This window comes from Vibrio sp. AK197, from assembly GCF_053903115.1.
This window is the reverse complement of the sequence record NZ_CP096430.1, coordinates 2535730-2558616: the sequence shown is the minus strand read 5'-3', so window position 1 is coordinate 2558616 and position 22887 is coordinate 2535730. Positions and strand designations below refer to the sequence as shown.

General features: G+C 47.3%; 13 protein-coding genes and 2 tRNA genes. 10 read left to right on the top strand and 5 right to left on the bottom strand.

Translation table 11 applies throughout. From position 1 onward, the window contains the following. Positions 1-17: 17 nt before the first annotated feature. From glmM to truB, 9 genes are all read left to right on the top strand, one after another. Positions 18-1358, top strand: a complete 1341-nt coding sequence (gene glmM / locus M1D72_RS18915) for a phosphoglucosamine mutase (RefSeq protein WP_390193557.1) — start codon at positions 18-20, stop codon at positions 1356-1358. Positions 1359-1579: 221 nt separating this feature from the next. Next, a complete protein-coding gene (gene secG / locus M1D72_RS18910) occupies positions 1580-1918 on the top strand; it encodes a preprotein translocase subunit SecG (RefSeq protein ID WP_390193555.1) in 339 nt (112 codons plus the stop codon). Positions 1919-1927: 9 nt separating this feature from the next. After that, positions 1928-2011: transfer RNA gene (locus tag M1D72_RS18905), tRNA-Leu, on the top strand. Between the two features lie 56 nt (positions 2012-2067). Then, a tRNA-Met gene (locus tag M1D72_RS18900) sits at positions 2068-2144 on the top strand. 209 nt (positions 2145-2353) lie between these two features. Beyond that, complete coding sequence (gene rimP, locus M1D72_RS18895; RefSeq protein WP_390193553.1) at positions 2354-2809, top strand: ribosome maturation factor RimP; 456 nt, start codon at positions 2354-2356, stop codon at positions 2807-2809. Positions 2810-2845: 36 nt separating this feature from the next. Next, positions 2846-4333: a transcription termination factor NusA gene (gene nusA / locus M1D72_RS18890; protein ID WP_390193551.1), complete on the top strand. Its 1488-nt coding sequence runs from the start codon at positions 2846-2848 to the stop codon at positions 4331-4333. Between the two features lie 27 nt (positions 4334-4360). Next, positions 4361-7084: a translation initiation factor IF-2 gene (gene infB / locus M1D72_RS18885; protein WP_456296183.1), complete on the top strand. Its 2724-nt coding sequence runs from the start codon at positions 4361-4363 to the stop codon at positions 7082-7084. 132 nt (positions 7085-7216) lie between these two features. Continuing rightward, complete coding sequence (gene rbfA / locus M1D72_RS18880; RefSeq protein ID WP_456296182.1) at positions 7217-7612, top strand: 30S ribosome-binding factor RbfA; 396 nt, start codon at positions 7217-7219, stop codon at positions 7610-7612. Next, positions 7612-8559 (top strand): tRNA pseudouridine(55) synthase TruB, encoded by a 948-nt coding sequence (gene truB, locus M1D72_RS18875; protein ID WP_456296181.1) that lies wholly within the window; start codon positions 7612-7614, stop codon positions 8557-8559. Before rbfA ends, truB begins: the two co-directional genes overlap by 1 nt. A gap of 45 nt (positions 8560-8604) precedes the next feature. On the opposite strand, the gene M1D72_RS18870 is transcribed toward truB, so the two are convergent. The 5 genes from M1D72_RS18870 to gltB (M1D72_RS18850) all read right to left on the bottom strand — a co-directional run bounded on the left by M1D72_RS18870 (position 8605) and on the right by gltB (M1D72_RS18850) (position 21413). Continuing rightward, positions 8605-9027 (bottom strand): DUF1499 domain-containing protein, encoded by a 423-nt coding sequence (locus M1D72_RS18870; RefSeq protein WP_456296180.1) that lies wholly within the window; start codon positions 9025-9027, stop codon positions 8605-8607. 73 nt (positions 9028-9100) lie between these two features. Next, positions 9101-10513, bottom strand: coding sequence for an FAD-dependent oxidoreductase (locus tag M1D72_RS18865; RefSeq protein WP_456296179.1), 1413 nt, complete (start codon positions 10511-10513; stop codon positions 9101-9103). Between the two features lie 22 nt (positions 10514-10535). Then, complete coding sequence (gene gltB, locus M1D72_RS18860; protein ID WP_456296178.1) at positions 10536-14999, bottom strand: glutamate synthase large subunit; 4464 nt, start codon at positions 14997-14999, stop codon at positions 10536-10538. Between the two features lie 406 nt (positions 15000-15405). Beyond that, complete coding sequence (locus tag M1D72_RS18855) at positions 15406-16875, bottom strand: glutamate synthase subunit beta (RefSeq protein ID WP_456296177.1); 1470 nt, start codon at positions 16873-16875, stop codon at positions 15406-15408. Then, positions 16875-21413: a glutamate synthase large subunit gene (gene gltB, locus M1D72_RS18850; protein ID WP_456296176.1), complete on the bottom strand. Its 4539-nt coding sequence runs from the start codon at positions 21411-21413 to the stop codon at positions 16875-16877. Before gltB (M1D72_RS18850) ends, M1D72_RS18855 begins: the two co-directional genes overlap by 1 nt. A 510-nt stretch (positions 21414-21923) precedes the next feature. On the opposite strand from gltB (M1D72_RS18850), the gene M1D72_RS18845 reads away from it, so the two are divergent. After that, positions 21924-22874: a TIGR01212 family radical SAM protein gene (locus M1D72_RS18845; RefSeq protein ID WP_456296175.1), complete on the top strand. Its 951-nt coding sequence runs from the start codon at positions 21924-21926 to the stop codon at positions 22872-22874. Positions 22875-22887: the final 13 nt, after the last annotated feature.

The following is a 22887-nucleotide window of genomic DNA, read 5'->3' as shown; positions in this document are numbered from 1 at the left end:
ATAACAAAGGATACATCATGTCGAATCAAAGACGTTATTTTGGTACAGACGGTGTTCGAGGCAAAGTAGGTACTTACCCAATCACACCTGATTTCGTATTGAAGCTTGGCTGGGCGGCTGGTCGAGTGCTTGCTAAGCAAGGCACCAAACAAGTGATTATTGGAAAAGATACTCGAATTTCAGGCTATATGTTGGAATCTGCACTCGAGGCAGGTCTTGCTGCTGCTGGACTCAAAGCAACGCTCACTGGGCCAATGCCGACACCTGCGGTCGCTTACTTGACTCAAACATTTCGCGCCGAAGCGGGTATCGTGATTTCTGCATCACACAACCCTTACTACGATAACGGAATTAAATTCTTCTCGTCAGAAGGCACTAAACTGCCAGATGAAGTCGAATTGGCCATTGAAGCGGAATTGGATAAAGAACTTGAGTGTGTTGAATCATCGCTTCTTGGTAAAGCGGCGCGCTTAACCGATGCTGCTGGGCGCTATATTGAGTTTTGTAAAAGTACTTTTCCACATGAATTAAGTTTATCGACACTCAAAATCGTCGTCGATTGTGCTCATGGGGCGACCTATCATATTGCGCCAAGTGTGTTCCGAGAATTAGGCGCTGAACTTATTGCAATGGGTGTCGAGCCCAACGGCACCAATATCAACGATAAAGTTGGGGCGACCGATGTTAATGCATTACAGCAACGTGTCCTTGCGGAAGGCGCGGACTTAGGTCTGGCCTTTGATGGTGATGGTGATCGCCTTATTATGGTTGATCACCTTGGCAATAAAGTCGACGGTGACCAGATTGCATACATTATTGCTCGTGAAGCGCAGAAAACCGGCAAGCTGCAAGGTGGAGTGGTTGGCACGCTCATGACCAATCTCGGAATGGAAAATGGCTTGAAAGAGCTTGGCATTCCGTTTGAAAGGGCAGCCGTCGGTGACCGTTATGTGATGGAAAAACTGTTGGAGAACGGCTGGAAGATTGGCGCTGAAAATTCTGGGCACGTTATTTTACTCGATAAAGTGACCACTGGAGATGCCATTGTTGCAGCGCTTCAAGTGTTATCTTCGGTTGTTCGTAGCCATCAATCATTGTACGATCTCTCTCAAGGTATGACGCTCTATCCACAAGTATTGGAAAATGTGCGGTTTGCTGGTGATTCTGACCCTATGTCGTCAGAAGCGGTAAAAACAGCAGTTAATGCCGCTGAAACCGAACTTGGTGATAAAGGGCGCGTCTTGTTGCGAGCTTCTGGTACCGAGCCGTTGATTCGCGTTATGGTTGAAGGCGAAGATGCCGAATTAGTTCAACGCTTAGCGTTAATGATTGCTGAGACAGTAAAAGCAAACAGTTAATGCAATGCCGAGGGGCTAATAGCTTGTCCTCTCGGCTATTTATTCGCTAACTTGCCCTTTTTTTGAGCATTTAATTCGGATATCGAGAAAATTTAAGAAATACCCCTTGTCAGCGCTATTGGGTTCCGCTAGTATTGCTCCGCCTTCGCAAAGGAGGCCGCTAGCCTTGTTTAAGTCGTTTAAACGGCGCTGGCTCAACAATTTGGAACATAGGTGGAAATATGTTTACTGTTCTACTTGTGATTTACCTGTTGGCAGCGCTTGGTGTAATTGGCCTGGTGTTGATTCAGCAAGGTAAAGGCGCAGATATGGGAGCCTCATTCGGTGCAGGCGCATCAAACACAGTGTTTGGCGCAGGCGGCTCTGGTAACTTTTTAACCCGAATGACAGCAATTTTTGCAGTAGTATTTTTTATCATCAGCTTAGTGCTTGGTAATATGTCAACGCACAAAACTGAATCTCAATGGGTAGACCCGTCACAAGGTGTAACCATTGAAAAGAAAGCTGATGAGACAGTGAGTGAAGTTCCAGCCCCTACGGGTGAAGAAATTCCTCAATAAGAATTCGATGCCGAGATGGTGAAATTGGTAGACACGCTAGCATGAGGTGCTAGTGCCTTAGGTGTGAGGGTTCGAGTCCCTCTCTCGGCACCATTCTTTTACAAACTTGTAAAACACTATGTGGAGCGTATAATTGCTCACTAGTCGGACGCGGGGTGGAGCAGCTTGGTAGCTCGTCGGGCTCATAACCCGAAGGTCGTCGGTTCAAATCCGGCCCCCGCAACCAATCTTTATATCATTATGAAGATAAGATTGGGCAAGTTTGCGCAGTGCTAACCCGCTGCGGGTTAAGTGAAATGTCACTTAACATTCAGGGTCCAGCAACAAAAAACCCCGACTATCGGGGTTTTTTGTTATCTGATTTTCTTAAATCGGATAGTTGCTTGGTATTTAGATTGGGCTCTGAGCCCTTTTTTTGTTTCTGGAGTGGTTTAAATGACTGGTTTAGAAAGACAACTTACTGAATTGCTTGAAGCTCCGGTTTCAGCAGCTGGATATGAGTTAGTTGGATTAGAATTTATTCGTGCTGGCGAGCACTCAACATTGCGTCTTTTTATCGATCATGAGAATGGTATTACGGTTGATGATTGTGCTGAAGTTAGTCATCAAGCAAGTGCGGTTCTAGATGTTGAAGATCCAATCTCAGTGGCTTACAACCTAGAAGTGTCTTCACCAGGTTTAGAACGACCACTTTTCAAGCCAGCACACTATCAACAGTTTATTGGTCACGAGGTAAGCATCGTATTGAAAATGGCTGTTGGCAATCGTCGTAAATGGAAAGGGATTATTCAAGCCGTTGATGGCGAGATGATTACTGTCCAGGTTGACGGCCAAGAAGAGCAATTTGCTCTAAGCAATATTTCCAAAGCGAACCTGATCCCTAAATTTTAGTTCTCCTAGAGAAAAGAGCTGAAGAGGCTAATTAAAATGAGTAAAGAGATTTTAGCGGTTGCAGAAGCGGTATCCAACGAAAAAGGCGTACCTCGTGAGCGTATTTTTGAAGCGTTAGAAATTGCCCTAGCAACATCGACTAAGAAGAAACATGAATTCGAAATCGATGTGCGCGTTGCGATCGATCGTAAAACCGGTGAATTCGAAACTTTCCGTCGTTGGTTAGTGGTTGAGGAAGTTGAGTTCCCAACCAAAGAGATTTCACTTGAAGCTGCTCAGTATGATGATGAGACTGTGCAACTTGGTGATTATGTCGAGGATGAGATTGAATCTGTAACGTTCGATCGTATCACTACTCAGACAGCAAAACAGGTTATTGTACAAAAAGTACGCGAAGCTGAGCGTGCGCAAATCGTCGAACAATTCATCGACAATGAAGGTGAATTGGTGACTGGTGCGGTGAAGAAAGTGAATCGTGATACCATTATTCTCGATTTAGGTAATAACGCCGAAGCCGTGATTTTACGTGACGATCAACTACCGCGTGAAAACTTCCGTCCTGGTGACCGTGTTCGTGGCCTGCTTTACGCAGTTCGTCCTGAAGCACGCGGTTTCCAACTGTTTGTTACTCGTTCAAAGCCAGAAATGTTGGCTGAACTATTCCGAGTGGAAGTTCCTGAGATCGCTGAAGAAATCATCGAACTGAAAGGCGCTGCTCGTGACCCTGGTTCACGTGCGAAAATTGCAGTAAAAACTAACGACCGTCGTATTGACCCTGTTGGTGCGTGTGTTGGTATGCGTGGCGCTCGTGTTCAAGCGGTTTCTGGTGAACTTGGCGGTGAGCGTATTGATATCGTGCTGTGGGATGATAACCCAGCGCAATTTGTTATCAATGCAATGGCACCTGCTGATGTGGCTTCTATCATCGTTGATGAAGATGCGCACTCAATGGATATCGCGGTTGAAGCCGATAACTTAGCTCAAGCGATTGGGCGTAATGGTCAAAACGTTCGTTTGGCATCTCAACTGTCTGGTTGGGAACTGAACGTAATGACTGTTGAAGATCTACAAAAGAAACATGCAGAAGAATCTCAAGCATCGCTTGAAAACTTCATGAAGTACCTCGATATTGAAGAAGACTTTGCCGAGTTACTGGTTGAAGAAGGATTCTCTACATTAGAAGAAATCGCTTATGTACCTGTAAACGAGCTACTTGAAGTCGACGGCCTTAACGAAGAGCTAGTCGAAGAGCTACGTACCCGTGCAAAAGATGCGTTAACCACAATTGCACTTGCTCAAGAAGAATCATTTGAAGGCGTAGAGCCTGCTGATGACCTTTTAGCTCTTGATGGCCTCGAGCGCGAGATGGCTTACAAATTGGCGGCGAAAGGTGTTGCAACACTTGAAGATCTCGCTGATCAGGGCATCGACGATCTAGAAGGCATTGAAGGTCTAACCGAAGAGCGTGCTGGTGAACTTATCATGGCAGCTCGCAACATTTGTTGGTTCGGCGAAGACGCATAATTATTTCAGCAAGGGGGAGGAAGCGGCATGACACAAAGAACAGTTCAAACACTCAGTGAAGAGATTGGTACGCCAATCGACCGCTTATTAGAACAACTTGCTGATGCGGGGATGAAAAAAGCGAGTGGCGATGCTGTTTCTGACGATGAGAAGCAAAAACTACTCACTCATCTAAAGAAAGAACACGGTGACAGCTCAAATGAGTCTGGTCCTACTCGTTTAACTCTGCAACGTAAAACTCGAAGCACACTCAGTGTGAATGCGGGTGGCGGTAAGAGTAAGAATGTTCAGGTTGAAGTACGTAAGAAACGTACATACGTAAAACGTAGTGCAATCGAAGATGAAGCGAAACGTGAAGCTGAAGAAGCGGCAAAACGTGAAGCGGAAGAAACAGCAAAACGCGAAGCTGAAGAAGCAGCGAAGCGCGAAGCTGAAGAGCAGGCGAAACGTGAAGCTGAAGAAGCAGCGAAGCGTGAAGCTGAAGAGAAGGCGAAACGCGAAGCTGAAGAAAAGGCGAAGCGTGAAGCTGAAGGAAAAGCGAAACAACGTTCAGCTGATGCTGATCAGAGTACCGCTGAAGATAAATCTAAGCAAGAAGCAGCGCAAAAAGAGGCACAAGAGCTTAAACGCCGTCAGGAAGAAGAAGCTAAGCGAAAAGCCGAAGAAGAAAGCCAACGCAAGCTAGAGGAAGCTCGCGAACTGGCCGAAAAAAATAATGAGCGTTGGTCTGCGGAAGAAAAGAAAAAGGGTGATATGGAAGATACAGATTACCATGTAACGACTTCACAATATGCACGTGAAGCCGAAGATGAAGCAGACCGTCGTGAAGAAGCCTCTCGTCGTACTAGCAATAAGAAGAAGAAAAAATCTTCTTCTAAAAACGACGAGCAAGAACGCGGTGGTCGTAACAACACTCGCGGCCGAGGCCGTAAAGGTAAGCTTGCTAAGCCTGCTTCAATGCAACATGGCTTTGATAAAACAGCAACGGTCGCAAAATCTGATGTTGTGATTGGCGAAACCATCGTGGTTTCTGAGCTAGCACAAAAGATGTCAGTAAAAGGCACTGAAGTTATCAAAGTGATGATGAAGATGGGCGCGATGGCTACCATTAACCAAGTCATTGACCAAGAAACTGCTCAGCTTGTTGCTGAAGAAATGGGCCATAAGGTTATTCTTCGCAAAGAGAATGAGTTGGAAGAGTCAGTGATGCAAGACCGTGGTGATGACACTGCAGAGGCCGTTTCACGTGCACCAGTGGTTACTATTATGGGTCACGTTGACCACGGTAAAACATCAACGTTGGACTACATTCGTCGTACACACGTTGCTTCTGGTGAAGCGGGTGGTATTACGCAGCACATCGGTGCTTACCATGTAGAAACTGACAACGGCATGATCACTTTCTTGGATACTCCTGGACACGCGGCGTTTACCGCAATGCGTGCTCGTGGTGCTCAAGCAACAGATATCGTTGTACTTGTTGTTGCAGCAGACGACGGTGTTATGCCTCAAACTGTGGAAGCCATTCAACACGCGAAAGCCGCGGAAGTTCCTCTTATCATCGCAGTGAACAAGATCGATAAAGAAGGCGCAAACCCAGACAACGTGAAGAATGAACTTGCACAATACGATGTTATTCCTGAAGAGTGGGGCGGTGAGAACATCTTCGTTCACATCTCTGCGAAACAAGGTACTAATATCGATGGTCTACTTGAATCGATTCTTCTTCAAGCAGAAGTTCTTGAACTGACAGCGGTTGCTGACGGTATGGCTTCTGGCGTTGTGGTTGAATCTCGCCTTGATAAAGGTCGTGGTCCGGTTGCAACGGTACTGGTTCAATCTGGTACCCTTCACAAGGGTGATATTGTCCTTTGTGGTCAGGAATACGGACGTGTTCGTGCGATGCGTGACGAAACTGGTAATGAAGTGTCTGAAGCGGGTCCATCGATTCCAGTTGAGATTTTAGGTCTTTCTGGTGTTCCGGCTTCTGGTGATGAAGCGACAGTCGTTCGTGACGAGCGTAAAGCGCGTGAAGTTGCAAACTACCGTCAAGGTAAGTTCCGTGAAGTGAAACTTGCTCGTCAGCAGAAATCGAAACTAGAGAACATGTTCTCGAACATGGCGGCAGGTGACGTTGCTGAGCTAAATATCGTACTGAAAGCCGACGTTCAAGGTTCGGTTGAAGCGATTGCTGACTCACTCGTGAAACTGTCGACTGAAGAAGTTAAAGTGAACATCGTTGGTTCTGGTGTTGGTGGTATTACCGAGACTGATGCCGTATTGGCAGCCGCATCGAATGCAATCATTCTTGGCTTTAACGTTCGTGCCGATGCATCAGCACGCCGTACTATCGAAGCTGAAAGCCTTGACCTTCGCTACTACTCAATCATCTACCAATTGATTGATGAAGTGAAGCAAGCGATGAGTGGTATGTTGGCACCAGAATTCAAGCAAGAGATCATTGGTCTTGCTGAAGTTCGTGACGTGTTTAAGTCGCCTAAACTTGGTGCTATCGCTGGTTGTATGGTTACAGAAGGTCTGATTAAGCGTAATAACCCAATTCGTGTTCTACGCGATAACGTGGTTATTTATGAAGGTGAGCTTGAATCACTTCGCCGCTTTAAAGACGACGTACAAGAAGTTAAGAATGGCTACGAATGTGGTATCGGCGTTAAGAACTACAATGATGTTCGCGTTGGTGACCAAATCGAAGTCTTCGAAATTGTTGAAGTGGTACGTACACTCGACTAATTGACTAAAATTACTGTCATACAGTGATTGGTTGTTGAATACACCATGGGGGGCTGGTTTTTACCATCCCCCCATTCTTTCGTTACTTAGGCGCATAATTTTTGCCGCGCTAAGTATTAAGTGAGTAAAGATATGTCAAAAGAATTTAGCCGCACGCAGCGCGTAGCGCAGCAGTTGCAAAAAGAACTCGCGATGATTCTTCAACGCGAAGTCCGTGACTCTCGTTTAGGAATGGTGACCATTTCTGATGTAGAAGTATCGCGTGACCTTGCCTACGCCAAAGTGTTTGTCACTTTCTTATGTGTGGGTGAACAAACGCCTGAGTCGTGTTTATCCGCACTGCGCGAGCATGAAGCACATGTGCGCATGATGCTTGGAAAACGTATTCGCTTACGTTTAACGCCCGAGATTCGTTTCCATTACGATAATACCTTGGTGGAAGGGATGCGTATGTCTAACTTGGTGACGGAAGTGGTTCATCAAGATAAGCTCAAGCACAAAGATTCAGGGAATGAGGATCAAGAGTAATGGCTCGTCGTCGCAAAGGTCGTCCAATTAATGGTGTTGTGCTCCTTGATAAGCCGACAGGCATCTCTTCAAATGATGCGCTTCAAAAAGTAAAGCGTATCTATTTTGCCGAAAAGGCAGGGCATACTGGTGCACTGGATCCTCTTGCAACTGGTATGTTGCCCATTTGTTTGGGTGAAGCCACTAAGTTTTCTCAGTTTTTACTTGATTCCGATAAACGCTATCGCGTGATTGCGAAATTGGGTGAGCGCACCGACACGTCGGATTCCGATGGTGATGTGGTCGAAACACGTCCAGTGAGTGTTGACCTAGAAACATTAATGGCTTGCATTGAAAAGTTTCGCGGAGAAACGGATCAAGTACCATCGATGTTTTCGGCGCTGAAATATCAAGGAAAGCCTCTGTATGAGTATGCTCGTCAGGGGATAGAAGTGCCACGTGAATCGCGAAAAATCACGGTGTACGATATTGCGCTTCATCGTTTTGAAGGTGATGAAGTTGAAATGGAAGTGCACTGTTCGAAAGGAACGTATATTCGCACTATCGTCGATGACTTGGGTGAGATGCTTGGCTGTGGCGCTCATGTCACCATGCTGCGCCGTACTGGCGTCGCCAATTATCCTTACGAAAGTATGGTAACGCTTGAACAGTTAAATGAGTTGTTGGAACAAGCTCAGAGCCAGGAGATTGCGCCAAAGTCTCTTCTTGATCCTTTGTTGTTACCAATGGATACTGCCGTTCAAGCGCTGCCAGAAGTGAACGTTAATGCTGAGCTTACCGATCTCATTCAACATGGTCAGCCTGTACAGGTGTTTGGCGCACCGACTCAAGGTCAGGTACGCCTTACCTCCGGCAATGAAAAGTTATTCATTGGTGTTGGTGAAATGAATGATGATGGCAAAATTGCCCCGAAACGGCTCGTTGTGTTTCGTGAAGAGCAAGAATAGATACTTAAAACCGAAGCCAAGGCTTCGGTTTTTTTATGCTTACGATTACTCAATTAGTTGAGCTTGTTGCAATGAATCTCTTAAGGCTTCTGCTCGCTGACGGTTAACGCCAAAATCATAATAGCCGACTCGAGATTGAGAGCGCACCCAAAGTTCCCTACCAGATATCCTTAATTCTAAGTCATCAACGAAGCGAAACACCAAAGACGTGTATTCGATACGCAGGTAGTCTGCTTGCTTGACCGCTGTTTTCGCTCGAGGAAGTGTGGTCGCTACCTGCTGTATTTGGTCTAAGGTTGCGCTCTCGGTTAGTAAAAAAGGCGCTAAGTGATGAGACTCTCGGCTATCCTGGGTTGAAACACAGTTCGGGCTATCCGGACAAAGCGTTGCGCTGCGATCCGCTATTTGATCCGGCGTCTGGCTGCACGCTGTTAACAGTAGCACCGAAAATATCAGGGGGTATTTCATCACTGTCCTTGGGTTTCACAAACAAAAAGGGATGCACTCGGCATCCCTTTTAGTATAACGGCTTTTGAATGAGTTAGACGTCGAGAAAGTCTAAAATTCCGTCAGCCGCCTTACGACCTTCATCAATGGCTGTCACGACGAGATCTGACCCACGAACTGCATCGCCGCCAGCGAAGATTTTTGGATTAGAGGTTTGGTACATAAACTCTTGGCTCACAGGAGCTTGAATGCGTCCCCATTGATCCAGTTTTACATCAAACGGTTCTAACCAAGACATTTGGTGCGGTTGGAAACCAAACGCCATAATGACCGCATCCGCATCTAACACATGCTCACTGCCTTCAACCGGTTGAGGACGGCGTCGGCCCGCTTCATCCGCTTCACCCAGTGCGGTTTTCACCACTTTCACGCCTGAAACTTGCCCTGCGGAGTTAACCTCAATGGCCAAAGGTTGCAGGTTAAACATAAAGTCTACGCCTTCTTCCTTCGCGTTTTTAACTTCTCGGCGTGAGCCCGGCATATTCTCTTCGTCTCGACGATAGGCACAAATTACGTTTGATGCGCCTTGACGAATCGATGTACGAACACAGTCCATCGCGGTATCACCACCACCGAGTACGACGACTTTTTTACCCGCCATATCAATGAACGGTTGGTCGTGTTCCAAATCCATTACTTTGTAGGTATTAGAAACCAAAAATGGCAGAGCGTCATAAACGCCATTTGCATCTTCGTTTTCCAGCCCTGCACGCATGTATTTATAAGTCCCTACGCCAAGAAATACGGCATCGTACTCATCGAGTAGCTGCTGCATCTCCACGTCTTTACCCACTTCGACATTCATACGAAACTCAACACCCATCTCACTAAAGATGCGACGGCGATTTTCCATCACTCCTTTTTCGAGCTTGAATGAGGGAATTCCAAATGTCAGCAAGCCACCAATTTCTGGATAGCGATCGAACACGACAGGTTTCACGCCGTTTCGAACAAGAACATCCGCTGCGGCGAGGCCAGCAGGGCCCGCGCCGATAATTGCGACTTTCTTATCTGTCCACTCAACATGAGACATGTCTGGTTTCCAGCCCATTTCAAACGCTTTGTCGGTGATGTACTTTTCAACATTACCGATGGTGACCGCACCGAAGTCATCATTTAGAGTACATGAGCCTTCACACAGGCGATCTTGTGGGCATACGCGCCCACAAACCTCAGGCAGGCTGTTGGTTTGGTGAGAAAGCTCTACCGCTTCTAAAATACGTCCTTCATTGGCCAGTTTTAACCATTGAGGAATGTAGTTATGAACCGGACATTTCCACTCACAGTATGGGTTACCACAGTCTAAGCAGCGATCCGCTTGCGCGGTCGCTTGTTGCTTAGTAAAGGGTTCATAGATTTCGACAAACTCGATTTTACGCACATCAATAGGCTTTTTAGCCGGATCTACGCGCTGAACATCGATAAATTGGTATACATTCTGGCTCATTTGCTTTGGCTCCTTCCAATTCTTATTGTGCTTGAACGCGCAGTTCGGCCGCGCTACGGCTTTGATGCCCCAACAAGGTGTTGAGGTCTGCTGCTTGAGGTTTAACGAGATAGAACTTTGGAATCCATTCATCAAAGTTAGCTAGGATTTTTTCTGCGTGAACAGAACCCGTTTCCTCAAGGTGCTCAGCAATTAAGCCACGCAAATGTTCTTGGTGAATATACAAATCCGATAGCGCAATGGCTTCAACCGATTCGTTATTCACTCGACCTTGGAAGTCGTCATTTTCATCCATGACATAAGCAAAACCGCCTGTCATGCCAGCGCCAAAGTTAACCCCGGTCGCGCCAAGAATGGCCACAATACCGCCGGTCATGTATTCACAAGCGTTGTCACCCGCGCCTTCAATCACTGAAATCGTGCCTGAGTTACGCACACCAAAACGTTCGCCTGCTTTACCTGCGGCAAACAGTTTGCCGCCGGTTGCGCCATAGAGACAGGTATTACCAACAATGGTCGCTTCGTTACACTTAAACGCCGTGCCAAGGTGCGGTTTAATCACAATCTTACCACCGGCCATGCCTTTACCGACGTAGTCGTTGGCATCACCAGTGAGATAAAGCTCAACACCACCGGCATTCCAAACCCCAAATGACTGACCTGCGGTTCCGTTTAGGTGAATCTTAATCGGGGAGGCGGCCACGCCTTGGTTTCCGTAGCGTTTGGCTACTTCGCCAGAAAGACGAGCACCTACCGAGCGATCGGTGTTGATGATGTCGTAGAAGAAGCTGGCTGAGGTTTGCGCCTCTACGGCGGCCAATGCATCGTCAACAATCTTGTTGTTGAGTTCTGCTTTATCAAACGGTGTATTTGGTTGATGCCAGAATAACGGATGGTTCTCTGGTGACACCGGCGCTTCCAAAATACCGGACAGATCCAGCTTAGTTTGTTTCGCTGTCATGCCTTCGACCGCTTCAAGTAGGTCAGTACGACCGATGAGGTCAGTCAGTTTTTGTACGCCAAGTTCGGCGAGCAACTCACGCACTTCATCCGCAAGACCGGTGAAGTAGTTCATCACCATTTCAGGCAAGCCTTTAAAGAACTCTCTACGCAGTGTTTCGTCTTGTGTTGCTACGCCCGTTGCACAGTTGTTGAGATGACAAATACGCAAGAATTTACAACCCATAGCGACCATCGGTGCCGTACCAAAGCCAAAGCTTTCAGCACCAAGAATAGCGGCTTTGACCACATCAAGGCCTGTTTTTAGACCGCCATCGACTTGAAGGCGAATCTTATGACGTAGCCCATTCGCGACTAAGGCTTGCTGAGTTTCAGCGAGGCCTAGTTCCCAAGGGCTGCCTGCGTATTTTACCGAAGTTAGTGGGCTCGCTGCAGTACCGCCGTCGTAACCAGAGATGGTAATGAGGTCGGCATAGGCTTTCGCCACCCCTGTCGCAATGGTACCAACACCGGGTTCAGACACCAGTTTGACTGACACTAGCGCGCTTGGATTGACCTGTTTAAGGTCAAAGATCAACTGCGCCAAATCTTCAATCGAGTAGATATCATGGTGTGGCGGTGGAGAAATCAAGGTCACCCCTTGTACTGAGTGACGCAATTTAGCGATTTCTGCCGTAACTTTATGCCCTGGAAGCTGGCCGCCTTCACCTGGTTTTGCACCTTGTGCCACTTTGATCTGTAGAACATCGGCATTGGTTAAGTAGTGTGGCGTCACGCCAAAGCGTCCAGAGGCGACCTGTTTGATTCGAGAGTTACGCTCAGTACCAAAGCGGCGAGGATCTTCACCACCTTCACCAGAGTTTGAGTAACCCCCTAAGCGGTTCATCGCCGTCGCTAGCGCCTGGTGCGCTTCAGGACTTAACGCACCAATTGACATTGCTGCGGAGTCAAAGCGTTTAAATAATTCGGTTTTTGGTTCGATATTTTCAAGCGTTAACGGTTGTTGCGCCTTTTTAAGTTTCATCAGGTCACGCAACATCGCAACTGGGCGAGCATTAACGTTATTGGCGAAACTCTTATAATCGGCATGTTCACCCGATTTTACAGCGGTTTGCAGTGTACTCACTACGTCCGGGTTATACGCGTGATACTCTCCACCATGAACATACTTGAGTAAGCCACCATGTTCGATCGGCTTACGTTTGGCCCAAGCTTTACGCGCCAAATTAAACAAGTCTTGTTGGAAGTCATCAAAGTTTGCACCTTGAATTCGGCTAGCAACGCCTTTAAAACACAGCTCAATCACGTCTTGATGTAGGCCAACCGCTTCAAACAGTTGAGAGCAGCGGTATGAAGCAACCGTTGAAATGCCCATTTTCGACATGATTTTGTATAAGCCTTTATTGATGCCGTACTGGTAGTTTTGCATTACTTCACGATAGCTTTTGTCCAGTGCACCATCGTCAATGACTTTACCTAATGCTTCATAAGCGAGGTACGGGTATATCGCGGTTGCACCAAAGCCAAGTAACACCGCAAATTGATGCGGATCACGGGCCGCGCCGGTTTCCGCCACAATATTGGCATCACAGCGTAAGTTGGCATCGACAAGACGTTTTTGTACGGCCCCGACCGCCATAGCTGCAGGAATCGGTAAGCGACCTTTGACTAACGCTCGGTCAGAAAGGATGACCAAGACCGTGCCTTCGCGAACCACTTTCTCCGCCTCATCACACAATTCGACGAGCGCTTGCTGCAGATCTTTTTGCTGAGGATCGTAATTAATATCTAGAATGGTATTACGATAATGATCATCGCTCAGAGCCAGCAGTTGCTGCATATCAGAATACAGCAGCACAGGTGATTCAAACGTCACACGATGGGCGTGGCCATCGGTTTCGTTAAACACATTCATCTCTTGACCAATACTGGTCGCTAGAGACATTACGTGCTTTTCACGCAGTGGATCAATCGGTGGGTTGGTCACCTGAGCAAATTTTTGACGGAAGTAGTCGGTGACTAAACGTTCTTTGGAAGACAGCACCGCCATCGGAGTGTCGTCGCCCATCGAGCCAACCGCTTCTTGGCCCATATCACCCATTACTCGCAGGACCTGATCAACCTCTTCGTTGGTCATCGCAAATTGCTTTTGATAGGTTTGCAGCAAGCTTTCATCAAACTCACGTTGGCCTACTTTATCGTCAGGCAGCTCAGAGAATGGCGTGAGCGTACGAACGTTGTGCTCCATCCATTCCTTATACGGGTGGCGACTCTTAAGATCGTTATCGATCTCACCAGATTGCCACAACTTACCTTTGCGTGTATCGACCACCAATAGCTCACCAGGTCCAACACGGCCTTTCTCTGCAACTTCGTCAGGCGCGTAGTTCCAGATACCGACTTCAGAAGCCAGAGTAATGAATTTGTCTTTGGTAATGACATAACGCGCTGGGCGTAGACCGTTACGGTCTAGGTTACAAGCCGCGTAGCGTCCATCAGAAAGTACGATACCTGCCGGCCCATCCCATGGTTCCATATGTTTGGAGTTAAAGTCATAGAAGGCGCGCAGATCATCGTCCATATCTGGGTGATTTTGCCATGCTGGCGGCACAAGCATACGCATTGCTCGGAACAGATCCATCCCGCCAGATAGGAACAGGTCCAGCATGTTATCTAAGCTGGAGGAATCTGAACCCGTTTCATTGACAAACGGCGCAGCGGTCTGCAAATCCGGTAATAGCGGTGACGAGAACTTGTAAGCACGTGCGCGTGCCCATTGGCGGTTACCCTCAATGGTATTGATCTCACCGTTGTGTGCGAGATAGCGGAACGGTTGAGCTAGAGGCCAACGAGGTTGCGTATTGGTTGAAAAACGCTGGTGGAACAGACAAATGGCTGATTCCATGCGTAAATCGGCTAAGTCTAAGTAGAAGCGCGGCAAGTCAGCCGGCATACACAAACCTTTATAAACAATGACTTGAGTAGAAAGGCTACACACGTAAAAGTCACTGTCATCGGTGATTTGCTTCTCGATACGACGACGCGCAATGTACAGGCGGCGTTCAATATCACGCTCACGCCAACCGGCGGGGGCGGAAATGAAGACTTGTTGAATATTAGGTAGCGAGGATTCTGCGATAGGTCCCAACACTTCAGGGTTGGTCGGAACTTCACGCCAACCTGCTACGGTTAACGTTTCTTGCGTTAGCTCTTTATTAATAATGTCTTTGGCAAACTGTGCTTTTACTGGGTCTTGACTGAAAAAAATCATCCCCACAGCGTATTGTTTGCTAAGAGCAAAACCATTGTCTTTAGCAATGAGTCTTAGATAGGAATCGGGCTTTTGAAGGAGTAAACCACAGCCATCGCCTGTTTTTCCATCGGCAGCGATACCGCCACGGTGGGTCATGCGATCAAGTGCTGAAATTGCGGTACGAACCAATTTATGGCTTGGTTCACCTTCCATATGAGCGATTAAGCCAAATCCGCAGTTGTCTTTTTCAAGACGAGGATCGTAAAGAGCCATTGCAATTCTCCCTTTGCTTCCTGCCGCTCCTGGCAGAGAAATGACTAACTATTTTGAATTTTGTTATTATTTTGTATATTTATTCAGTTTTTGTCGATATAAATTTAACGGTTTGCGACGAATTTATTTTCATCGACTTCACAACCTATAGGTTATTGTGAAAAAGGTCAAGTTTTTGGTGGAATATCACGCTGAGCTGAGATTTACCATTAATTTGTCTGAATAAGTCTTGTTATTTCAATCAGATAAGATTTTGACTGTTGCAATGTCGCAACATTTATTTAGTCAGTTATAAAAAAAGACCAGCATAATATACTGGTCTAAGAGATAACTTTGGAAGGAATTTACGTCTATTTAGCGATAAGGCAGTCAATTGTCAGACGTTAAAATGGACTGCCTGCTTAGGTTAAGCGGATAGCATGAGCGAATTAGCCCTAGCCTCCAAGTTGGTGTTACCCATTAAGTAGCTGTCGATTTCCCGTGCACATTCTCGGCCTTCGTTGATACAGCGAACCACCAACGATTGTCCTGTGCGCATATCCCCCGCGGCAAATACACCTTTTTGATTGGTTTGGAAGCTATCGGTTGCGACATTACCACGTTCATCAAGCTTAATATCCAGCTGGGCAAGCACACCGTGAGGTTCTGGGTGTAAAAAGCCCATCGCAAGGAAAGCCATATCGCATGGAATAACACGCTCACTGCCTGGTACTTCTTCAAAACTTGGACGTTCACCAGGTTTCGCATCCTGCCAAACGATATCAGCAATACGTAGCCCTGTTACTTCGCCTTGATCGTTGCCAATAAACTCTTTGGTTAAAATATTCCAATGACGGTCACAACCTTCCTCATGAGAGGTCGATGTACGTAGAATCATCGGATATTGCGGCCAAGGCATATTCGCTGGGCGCTTCTCCGGTGGCATCGGCATTATTTCTACTTGAGTTATGCTTGCTGCCCCGTGACGGTTTGATGTACCGACGCAGTCAGAGCCCGTATCGCCGCCGCCAATTACGACCACATGTTTACCTTGTGCATGGATCTCATCGGTTTTGAGATCCATCTTATTGGCGCGGCGGTTATTTTGACCAAGGAACTGCATGGCAAAGTAGACGCCATTAAGAGCACGACCTGGAATCGGTAGATCTCGCGGAACCGTTGAACCGCCAGTCAGCAGAACGACATCGTATTCTTGTCGCAGTTGCTGTGCATTCACATCAACGCCAATGTGCTGGTTGACCTTAAACTCGATACCCGCTTGTGCCATTAGATCTATTTTACGATCAATGACGGCCATGCTGAGTTTGAAATCTGGGATACCAAAACGCAGTAACCCACCGACTTTTTCATCGCGTTCAAAGACCGTCACACTATGCCCAGCACTATTGAGCTGCTCAGCTGCGGCAAGGCCCGCTGGACCACTACCAATAATTGCCACGGTTTTACCGCTGCGCGCACGTGGCGTCTTTGGTTTAGCATAGCCTTCACGGTAGGCGGTTTCGACAATGGTTTTCTCGATATTACAGATGGTGATTGGATCCTGGTTGATGCCTAGAACGCAAGAGCTCTCGCAAGGGGCAGGGCAAACACGGCCAGTAAACTCTGGAAAGTTATTGGTCGAGCTTAGGATCGTCCATGCCTCTTCCCAGCTGTCACGGTAAACCGCATCATTGAACTCAGGAATGATGTTGCCAATTGGACAACCGTTGTGACAAAACGGCACGCCACAGTCCATGCAGCGTGATGCTTGTGTATTGATTTTGCTACCAAACTCGTCGTTTAGTACAAATTCTTGGTTATTTTGAATTCGCTCAGCAGGGTCGATTTTCTTCGGTAGTTCACGACCATGCTCTAAAAATCCCGTCGGCTTACCCATTATACTGCCTCCGCTGCGGTTGGTTGTGCCTGAAGTTGACGCTGTTTTAGCGCGGCTTTGTAGTCACGAGGCATGACTTTGACAATCGATGCCATACTGGACTCAAAATTATCAAGGAACGATTGAGCGACCTCACTGCCTGTGAAGTTCATATGTTTGGTGACCATCTCTTTTAGCAGTTCACGATCTTCTGCTTCGATAGGATCAACATCGACAAGCTCTGGATTTAACTTCGATGCAAAGTCACCGGATTTGTCCCAAACATAAGCAACACCGCCACTCATACCTGCAGCAAAGTTGCGTCCGGTAGAGCCAAGGATAATTGCAACGCCGCCGGTCATGTATTCACAGCCGTGGTCACCCACACCTTCGACCACAACTTTTGCGCCAGAGTTACGTACACAGAAACGCTCGCCGGCTAAACCACGAATGTAGGATTCACCAGAGGTCGCGCCGTAGAAACACACATTACCAACGACAATGTTGTCTTCTGGAACGATGTTAGATTGGGTGTTGGGATACAGAACCAATGTACCGCCTGATAACCCTTTACCCCAGTAGTCATTCGCGTCACCTTCGACTTCGAACGTCACACCTTTGGCTAGGAATGCGCCAAACGATTGTCCCGCAGAACCGTGGAATTTCACATTCATTGGTTGTGGTAATCCTTGATCTTTATAGACCTTGGATATTTCGTTGGACAACATAGTACCGACTGAGCGGTCGGTGTTAATAATTGGTAATTCTAGATTCACTGCTTTGCCCATTTCCAAAGCTGGAGCCGCGGCTTGAATTAATTGTCTATCAAGCACATGTTCAAGCTGGTGGTTTTGTTGGGTTTGGCAGTATACGCCGTCTTGTTCACGTGGCTGCTCAATATGCAGCATGGGTGACAAATCCAAATGTTGATATTTCCAATGCTGGATATCATCACGGACTTTCAGTTTATGACCTTGTCCAACCATCTCATCAACGGTTCTAAAGCCAAGTTCCGCCATGATTTCACGCAGCCCTTGAGCCATATATTGGAAGAAGGTAACAACGTCATCGACGCGGCCATCAAAGCGCTCACGCAGCGTTTTATTTTGAGTTGCGATACCGACAGGGCAGGTGTTTTTATGACATTTACGCATCATAATACAGCCTTCTACCACTAACGCGGCTGTAGCCACACCCCATTCTTCGGCACCGAGCAAAGTCGCTACCGCCAGATCACGAGGGGTTTTCATTTGACCATCGGCTTGCACGACGATGCGGTTACGTAAACCGTTTTTCAGCAGAGTTTGATGCGTTTCAGCTAGACCAAGCTCCCAAGGTAAACCGGTATGGCGAATCGATGACATCGGAGAAGCCCCCGTACCGCCATCGTAACCTGCGATCAATACGACATCGGCTTTGGCTTTAGCAACGCCAGACGCAATGGTTCCGACACCGGCTTCAGACACCAATTTGACGTTGACGCGTCCCGCACGGTTGGCATTTTTCAAATCGTAGATCAGCTGGGCTAAATCTTCGATAGAGTAGATATCGTGGTGCGGTGGCGGAGAAATGAGACCAACCCCTGGCGTTGAGTGCCTTGTTGCGCCGATCCAGTCGTCGACTTTATCTCCGGGTAATTGACCCCCTTCACCAGGTTTCGCGCCTTGAGCCATTTTGATTTGCAGCTCGTCGGCGTTGGTCAAGTAGTACGAGGTTACACCAAAGCGACCTGATGCGACTTGTTTAATCGCAGAGCGCTCCCAATCGCCATTGTCTTTAGGTTCAAAGCGCGCTGCGTCTTCGCCGCCTTCGCCAGAGTTTGACTTGGCGCCAAGGCGGTTCATAGCCACGGCAAGTGTTGAGTGAGCTTCGTAGGAGATAGATCCAAACGACATCGCCCCTGTTGCGAAACGTTTGACGATACTTTCAATAGGTTCAACGTCTTCGATGGCAACACTGCCCGCTGGATTTTTGACAAATTCGAGCTGGCTACGCAGTGTCACTGCATGATCTAACTGCTGATCAACTGCTTGGGTGTATTGCTTAAACTGAGCGAAATCTTTGTTACGCGTAGATTGCTGCAGCAAAGAAATGGTTTCAGGATTAAACAGGTGTTTTTCACCGCGTTGTTTCCACTGGTAAACGCCGCCAACATCCAGCATCTGTACTGGAATTTCTCGAGTCGGATAGCCAACACGATGACGCACGACTACTTCTCTAGCAATTTCATCCAACGTCAAACCTTGAATGCGAGTAACGGTGCCTGTGAAGTATTTATCAACCACGGCTTTACTGATACCAAGCGCCTCAAAGATTTGTGCACCTTGGTACGATTGCAGGGTTGAAATCCCCATTTTTGAGAAGATTTTAAGTAGCCCGCCATTGACCGCTTTACGATAGCTGTCAAACAGTTGGGCTGTGGTTTGGTCTTGCGGTAACTTTTTACGGCGCTGTAAATCTACGCAAGTTTCAATCACCAAATATGGGTTGACCGCATCGGCGCCATAACCAAGCAGCGTTGCGAAATGATGGGTTTCGCGAGCATCACCTGTTTCAACCACGATACCGCATTTCGCGCGCAAGCCTTTACGAATTAGGTGGTGGTGAACCGCACCAACGGCAAGCATAGCTGGAATCGCTGCATGGTTAGAATTGATGGCGCGATCACTCAACAGCAGGATGGAGTAGCCATCAATGACGGCATCTTCGGCGTATTGGCAAATACGTTTTAATGCTCGCTCAAGCTTACCGGTATCACCGCTGGCCTGAAATACAATATCCAAGGTTTTGGCTTGTAAGTGTTCATTGTCAATTGCGCGCAGCTTTTCAAGCTCAGCGTTAGAAATAACCGGGGATTCTAATTCGACTTTACGACAATGAACCGGCGACTCTGACAGCAAGTTTTGGTCTTTACCAATGTAGCTGTTAAGTGACATCACCATTCGCTCACGGATCGGGTCGATCGGTGGGTTGGTCACCTGAGCGAACAACTGCTTGAAATAGTTGGAAAGGTGCTGAGATTGGTGAGAAAGCACGGCTAGAGGCCAGTCGGCACCCATCGCACTTAACGGTTCTTTACCGTCACGCGTCATTGGCGTGATGATCTCATTCACTTCTTCGTTGCTCACACCAAAGGCTAACTGGCGATGAAGCAATCGCTCCGCATTTGGTTGGCTGTGGGCGTTATCCGCTTCCGGCAGTTTTTTCAGGCTTAGCAGGTTATCTTCGACCCACTTCTGGTAAGGCTGTGCGGAGGCGATGCCATCTTTAATCTCTTCGTCAGAGATAATGCGGCCTTGTTCTAAATCCGCCACAAAGATACGGCCCGGTTGCAGACGACCTCGGTATTCAACGTTTTCCGGTGCGATTTCGACCACACCCGACTCCGACGCCATGATCAAAAAGTCATCTTTGGTTACCGTGTAGCGAGATGGACGTAAGCCATTACGGTCTAAAGTCGCGCCCACTTGGACACCATCGGTAAAGCACACTGATGCCGGGCCATCCCAAGGTTCCATAATGTTGGCATGATATTGATAAAACGCACGGCGCGTCGGATCCATATTTTTATTTTCTTGCCAAGCTTCAGGAATCATCATCATGAGCGCATGAGGAAGGCTACGACCTGAAAGAACAAGCAGTTCAAGCACCATATCGAAGTTGGAGGAGTCCGAGCTGTCTTCTTGACAGATCGGCAGTAACATATCGATTTCTGCTTGTGTGAATAGCTGTGAATCGAGAATGGCTTCACGAGCTTTCATCCAGTTCAAGTTACCACGAACCGTGTTGATTTCACCATTGTGGGCAATATAACGGAAAGGCTGTGCTAGGCGCCATTTCGGGAACGTGTTGGTGGAAAAGCGTGAGTGAACCAATGCCAGCGCCGTGACCATGGTTGGGTTTTGCAATTCGAGGAAATATTGCGGAACTTGTTCTGTTGTGAGCTGGCCTTTATAAACAATCGTCTTGTAAGACATGGAGTTAATATAAAAATTATCCCCGATGTTGGACACGCTTTCCAAACATACACGTACGGTGTAGTTGCGTAATACGTAGAGTTTACGCTCAAGTTCTTCTGGTGACATGCCTGGTCCACCAGAGACAAACACATGTTCGAATTGTGGTTCTGTGGTCAGTGGATCATGGCCAAGCATGCTGTTGTCTGTTGGCAGTACGCGATAGCCTAGGATATCCAGATCCAGGCGTTTGGCGTTACGCTCTAAAATGTCACGACATTGCGCTCGTTGGTATTCATCTTGAGGAAATAGCATCACGCCGACGCCGTATTTCTCAAAAGAAGGTAGCTTAATGCCGACTTTTTGTGCCTCTTCAAGCAAAAACTCATGGGGTTTTTGCAATAAAATGCCCGCACCATCGCCACTGCACGGATCGCAACCTTGTCCGCCGCGGTGTTCCATACGAGCCAGCATATCCAGTGCTTGAGTCAGCACTTGGTGTGATTTTCGGTTTTTTAGGTGGGCGACAAAACCGATACCACAAGCATCATGCTCCAATTCTGGAGTATAGAGGCCTTGTGGCGCCTGTTTTAGATCTACCATAAATACATCCTTCCAGTTATTGGCAGAACGTTAGGCGCATCTGTGTTGCGTTCTGGTTCTGCCGTTGTCCTTGTAATGTGTATCGAAACCAGTTTAGGCGACTGGTTTGAGTCCGTTCTCTCTCGCAGGAAATGTGTCGCGAGAAACTTAATCCCTAGTGATATCCATAGTTTTTATATGAGTTTATAGTGCTTTATAGCGGAGGGGGTGAATATCACAGAATGTCCTACACATTTTGTGGACTTAAAATTACACAAAATGTGTAGGATCTGTAAGTATCCTACATTTTTGAGGGCTAGGTTGGCAATCAAAACAAAGTTGCAAATGTGCATTTTTATGTGTAACAACCAGTTAACATTAAGCATTTTCACGTATTTTTGTGCATTTTTATTGATTATTCTCATAAGTCACATTGACCAAAATAAGTACAATATTCTGTTTAATAAACTAATTGTGTAATTTTATTACTAAATGGGAATGAGAGTTATTCTTATCCCGTTAGGAGGGCATGTGCAGTTACATGAGTTGGTGAATACCATAGGCCAAGATTTATCACGCCGGTACGGAGAACGCGTTCATAAGCTGACGCTGCACGGTGGTTTCAGCTGTCCTAACCGCGATGGGACGATCGGCCGAGGGGGATGCACATTTTGTAATGTCTCCTCGTTTGTTGATGAAAATACCCAAGTACACACGATTGACCAGCAGCTTCGTGACCGCGCTGGTGAAATTCGACGAGCTAAAAAGTACCTCGCTTATTTTCAGGCTTACACCAGTACCTATGCAGAAGTACAGACGTTAAAAACGATGTATGAACAAGCATTGACTGCGGCGGATATTGTCGGCTTATGTGTGGGTACGCGACCTGATTGTGTGCCTGATTCGGTGTTAAGCCTGCTGGCGAATTATGTCGACCAAGGTTATGAAATTTGGCTTGAACTTGGCTTGCAAACTGCACATGACAAAACGTTAAAACGTATTAACCGAGGCCATGATTTTGCGTGCTACAACGCCATTACTCAGCGAGCCCGAGCGTTGGGTATAAAGGTATGTACTCACCTCATTGTTGGTTTACCCAAAGAGGGGCAAACCGAGAATGTTTCAACACTGGAACAAGTGCTTGAAACGGGGACGGATGGTATCAAACTGCATGGGTTACATATCGTTGAAGGGAGCAGCATGGCAAAAGCGTGGAAGGCAGGGCGCCTGCAAGCTCCAACCCTTGATGAGTATGTCTCGACTGCCAGTCGGCTGATTCGCATGACGCCGCCCGATATTATCTACCATCGCGTCAGTTCGGCGGCGCGCCGCCCGACGTTATTAGCGCCGTTATGGTGTGAGAATCGTTGGCTGGCGATGACGGAAATTGGCAAAGCGCTGGATGAGCAGGGGCCGCAAGGCTCAAGTTTAGGGCGACCTTTTCATTATATTCCGCCCATTTTTCACTCGACGTTGTCATAAAAGAGAGCGTCAA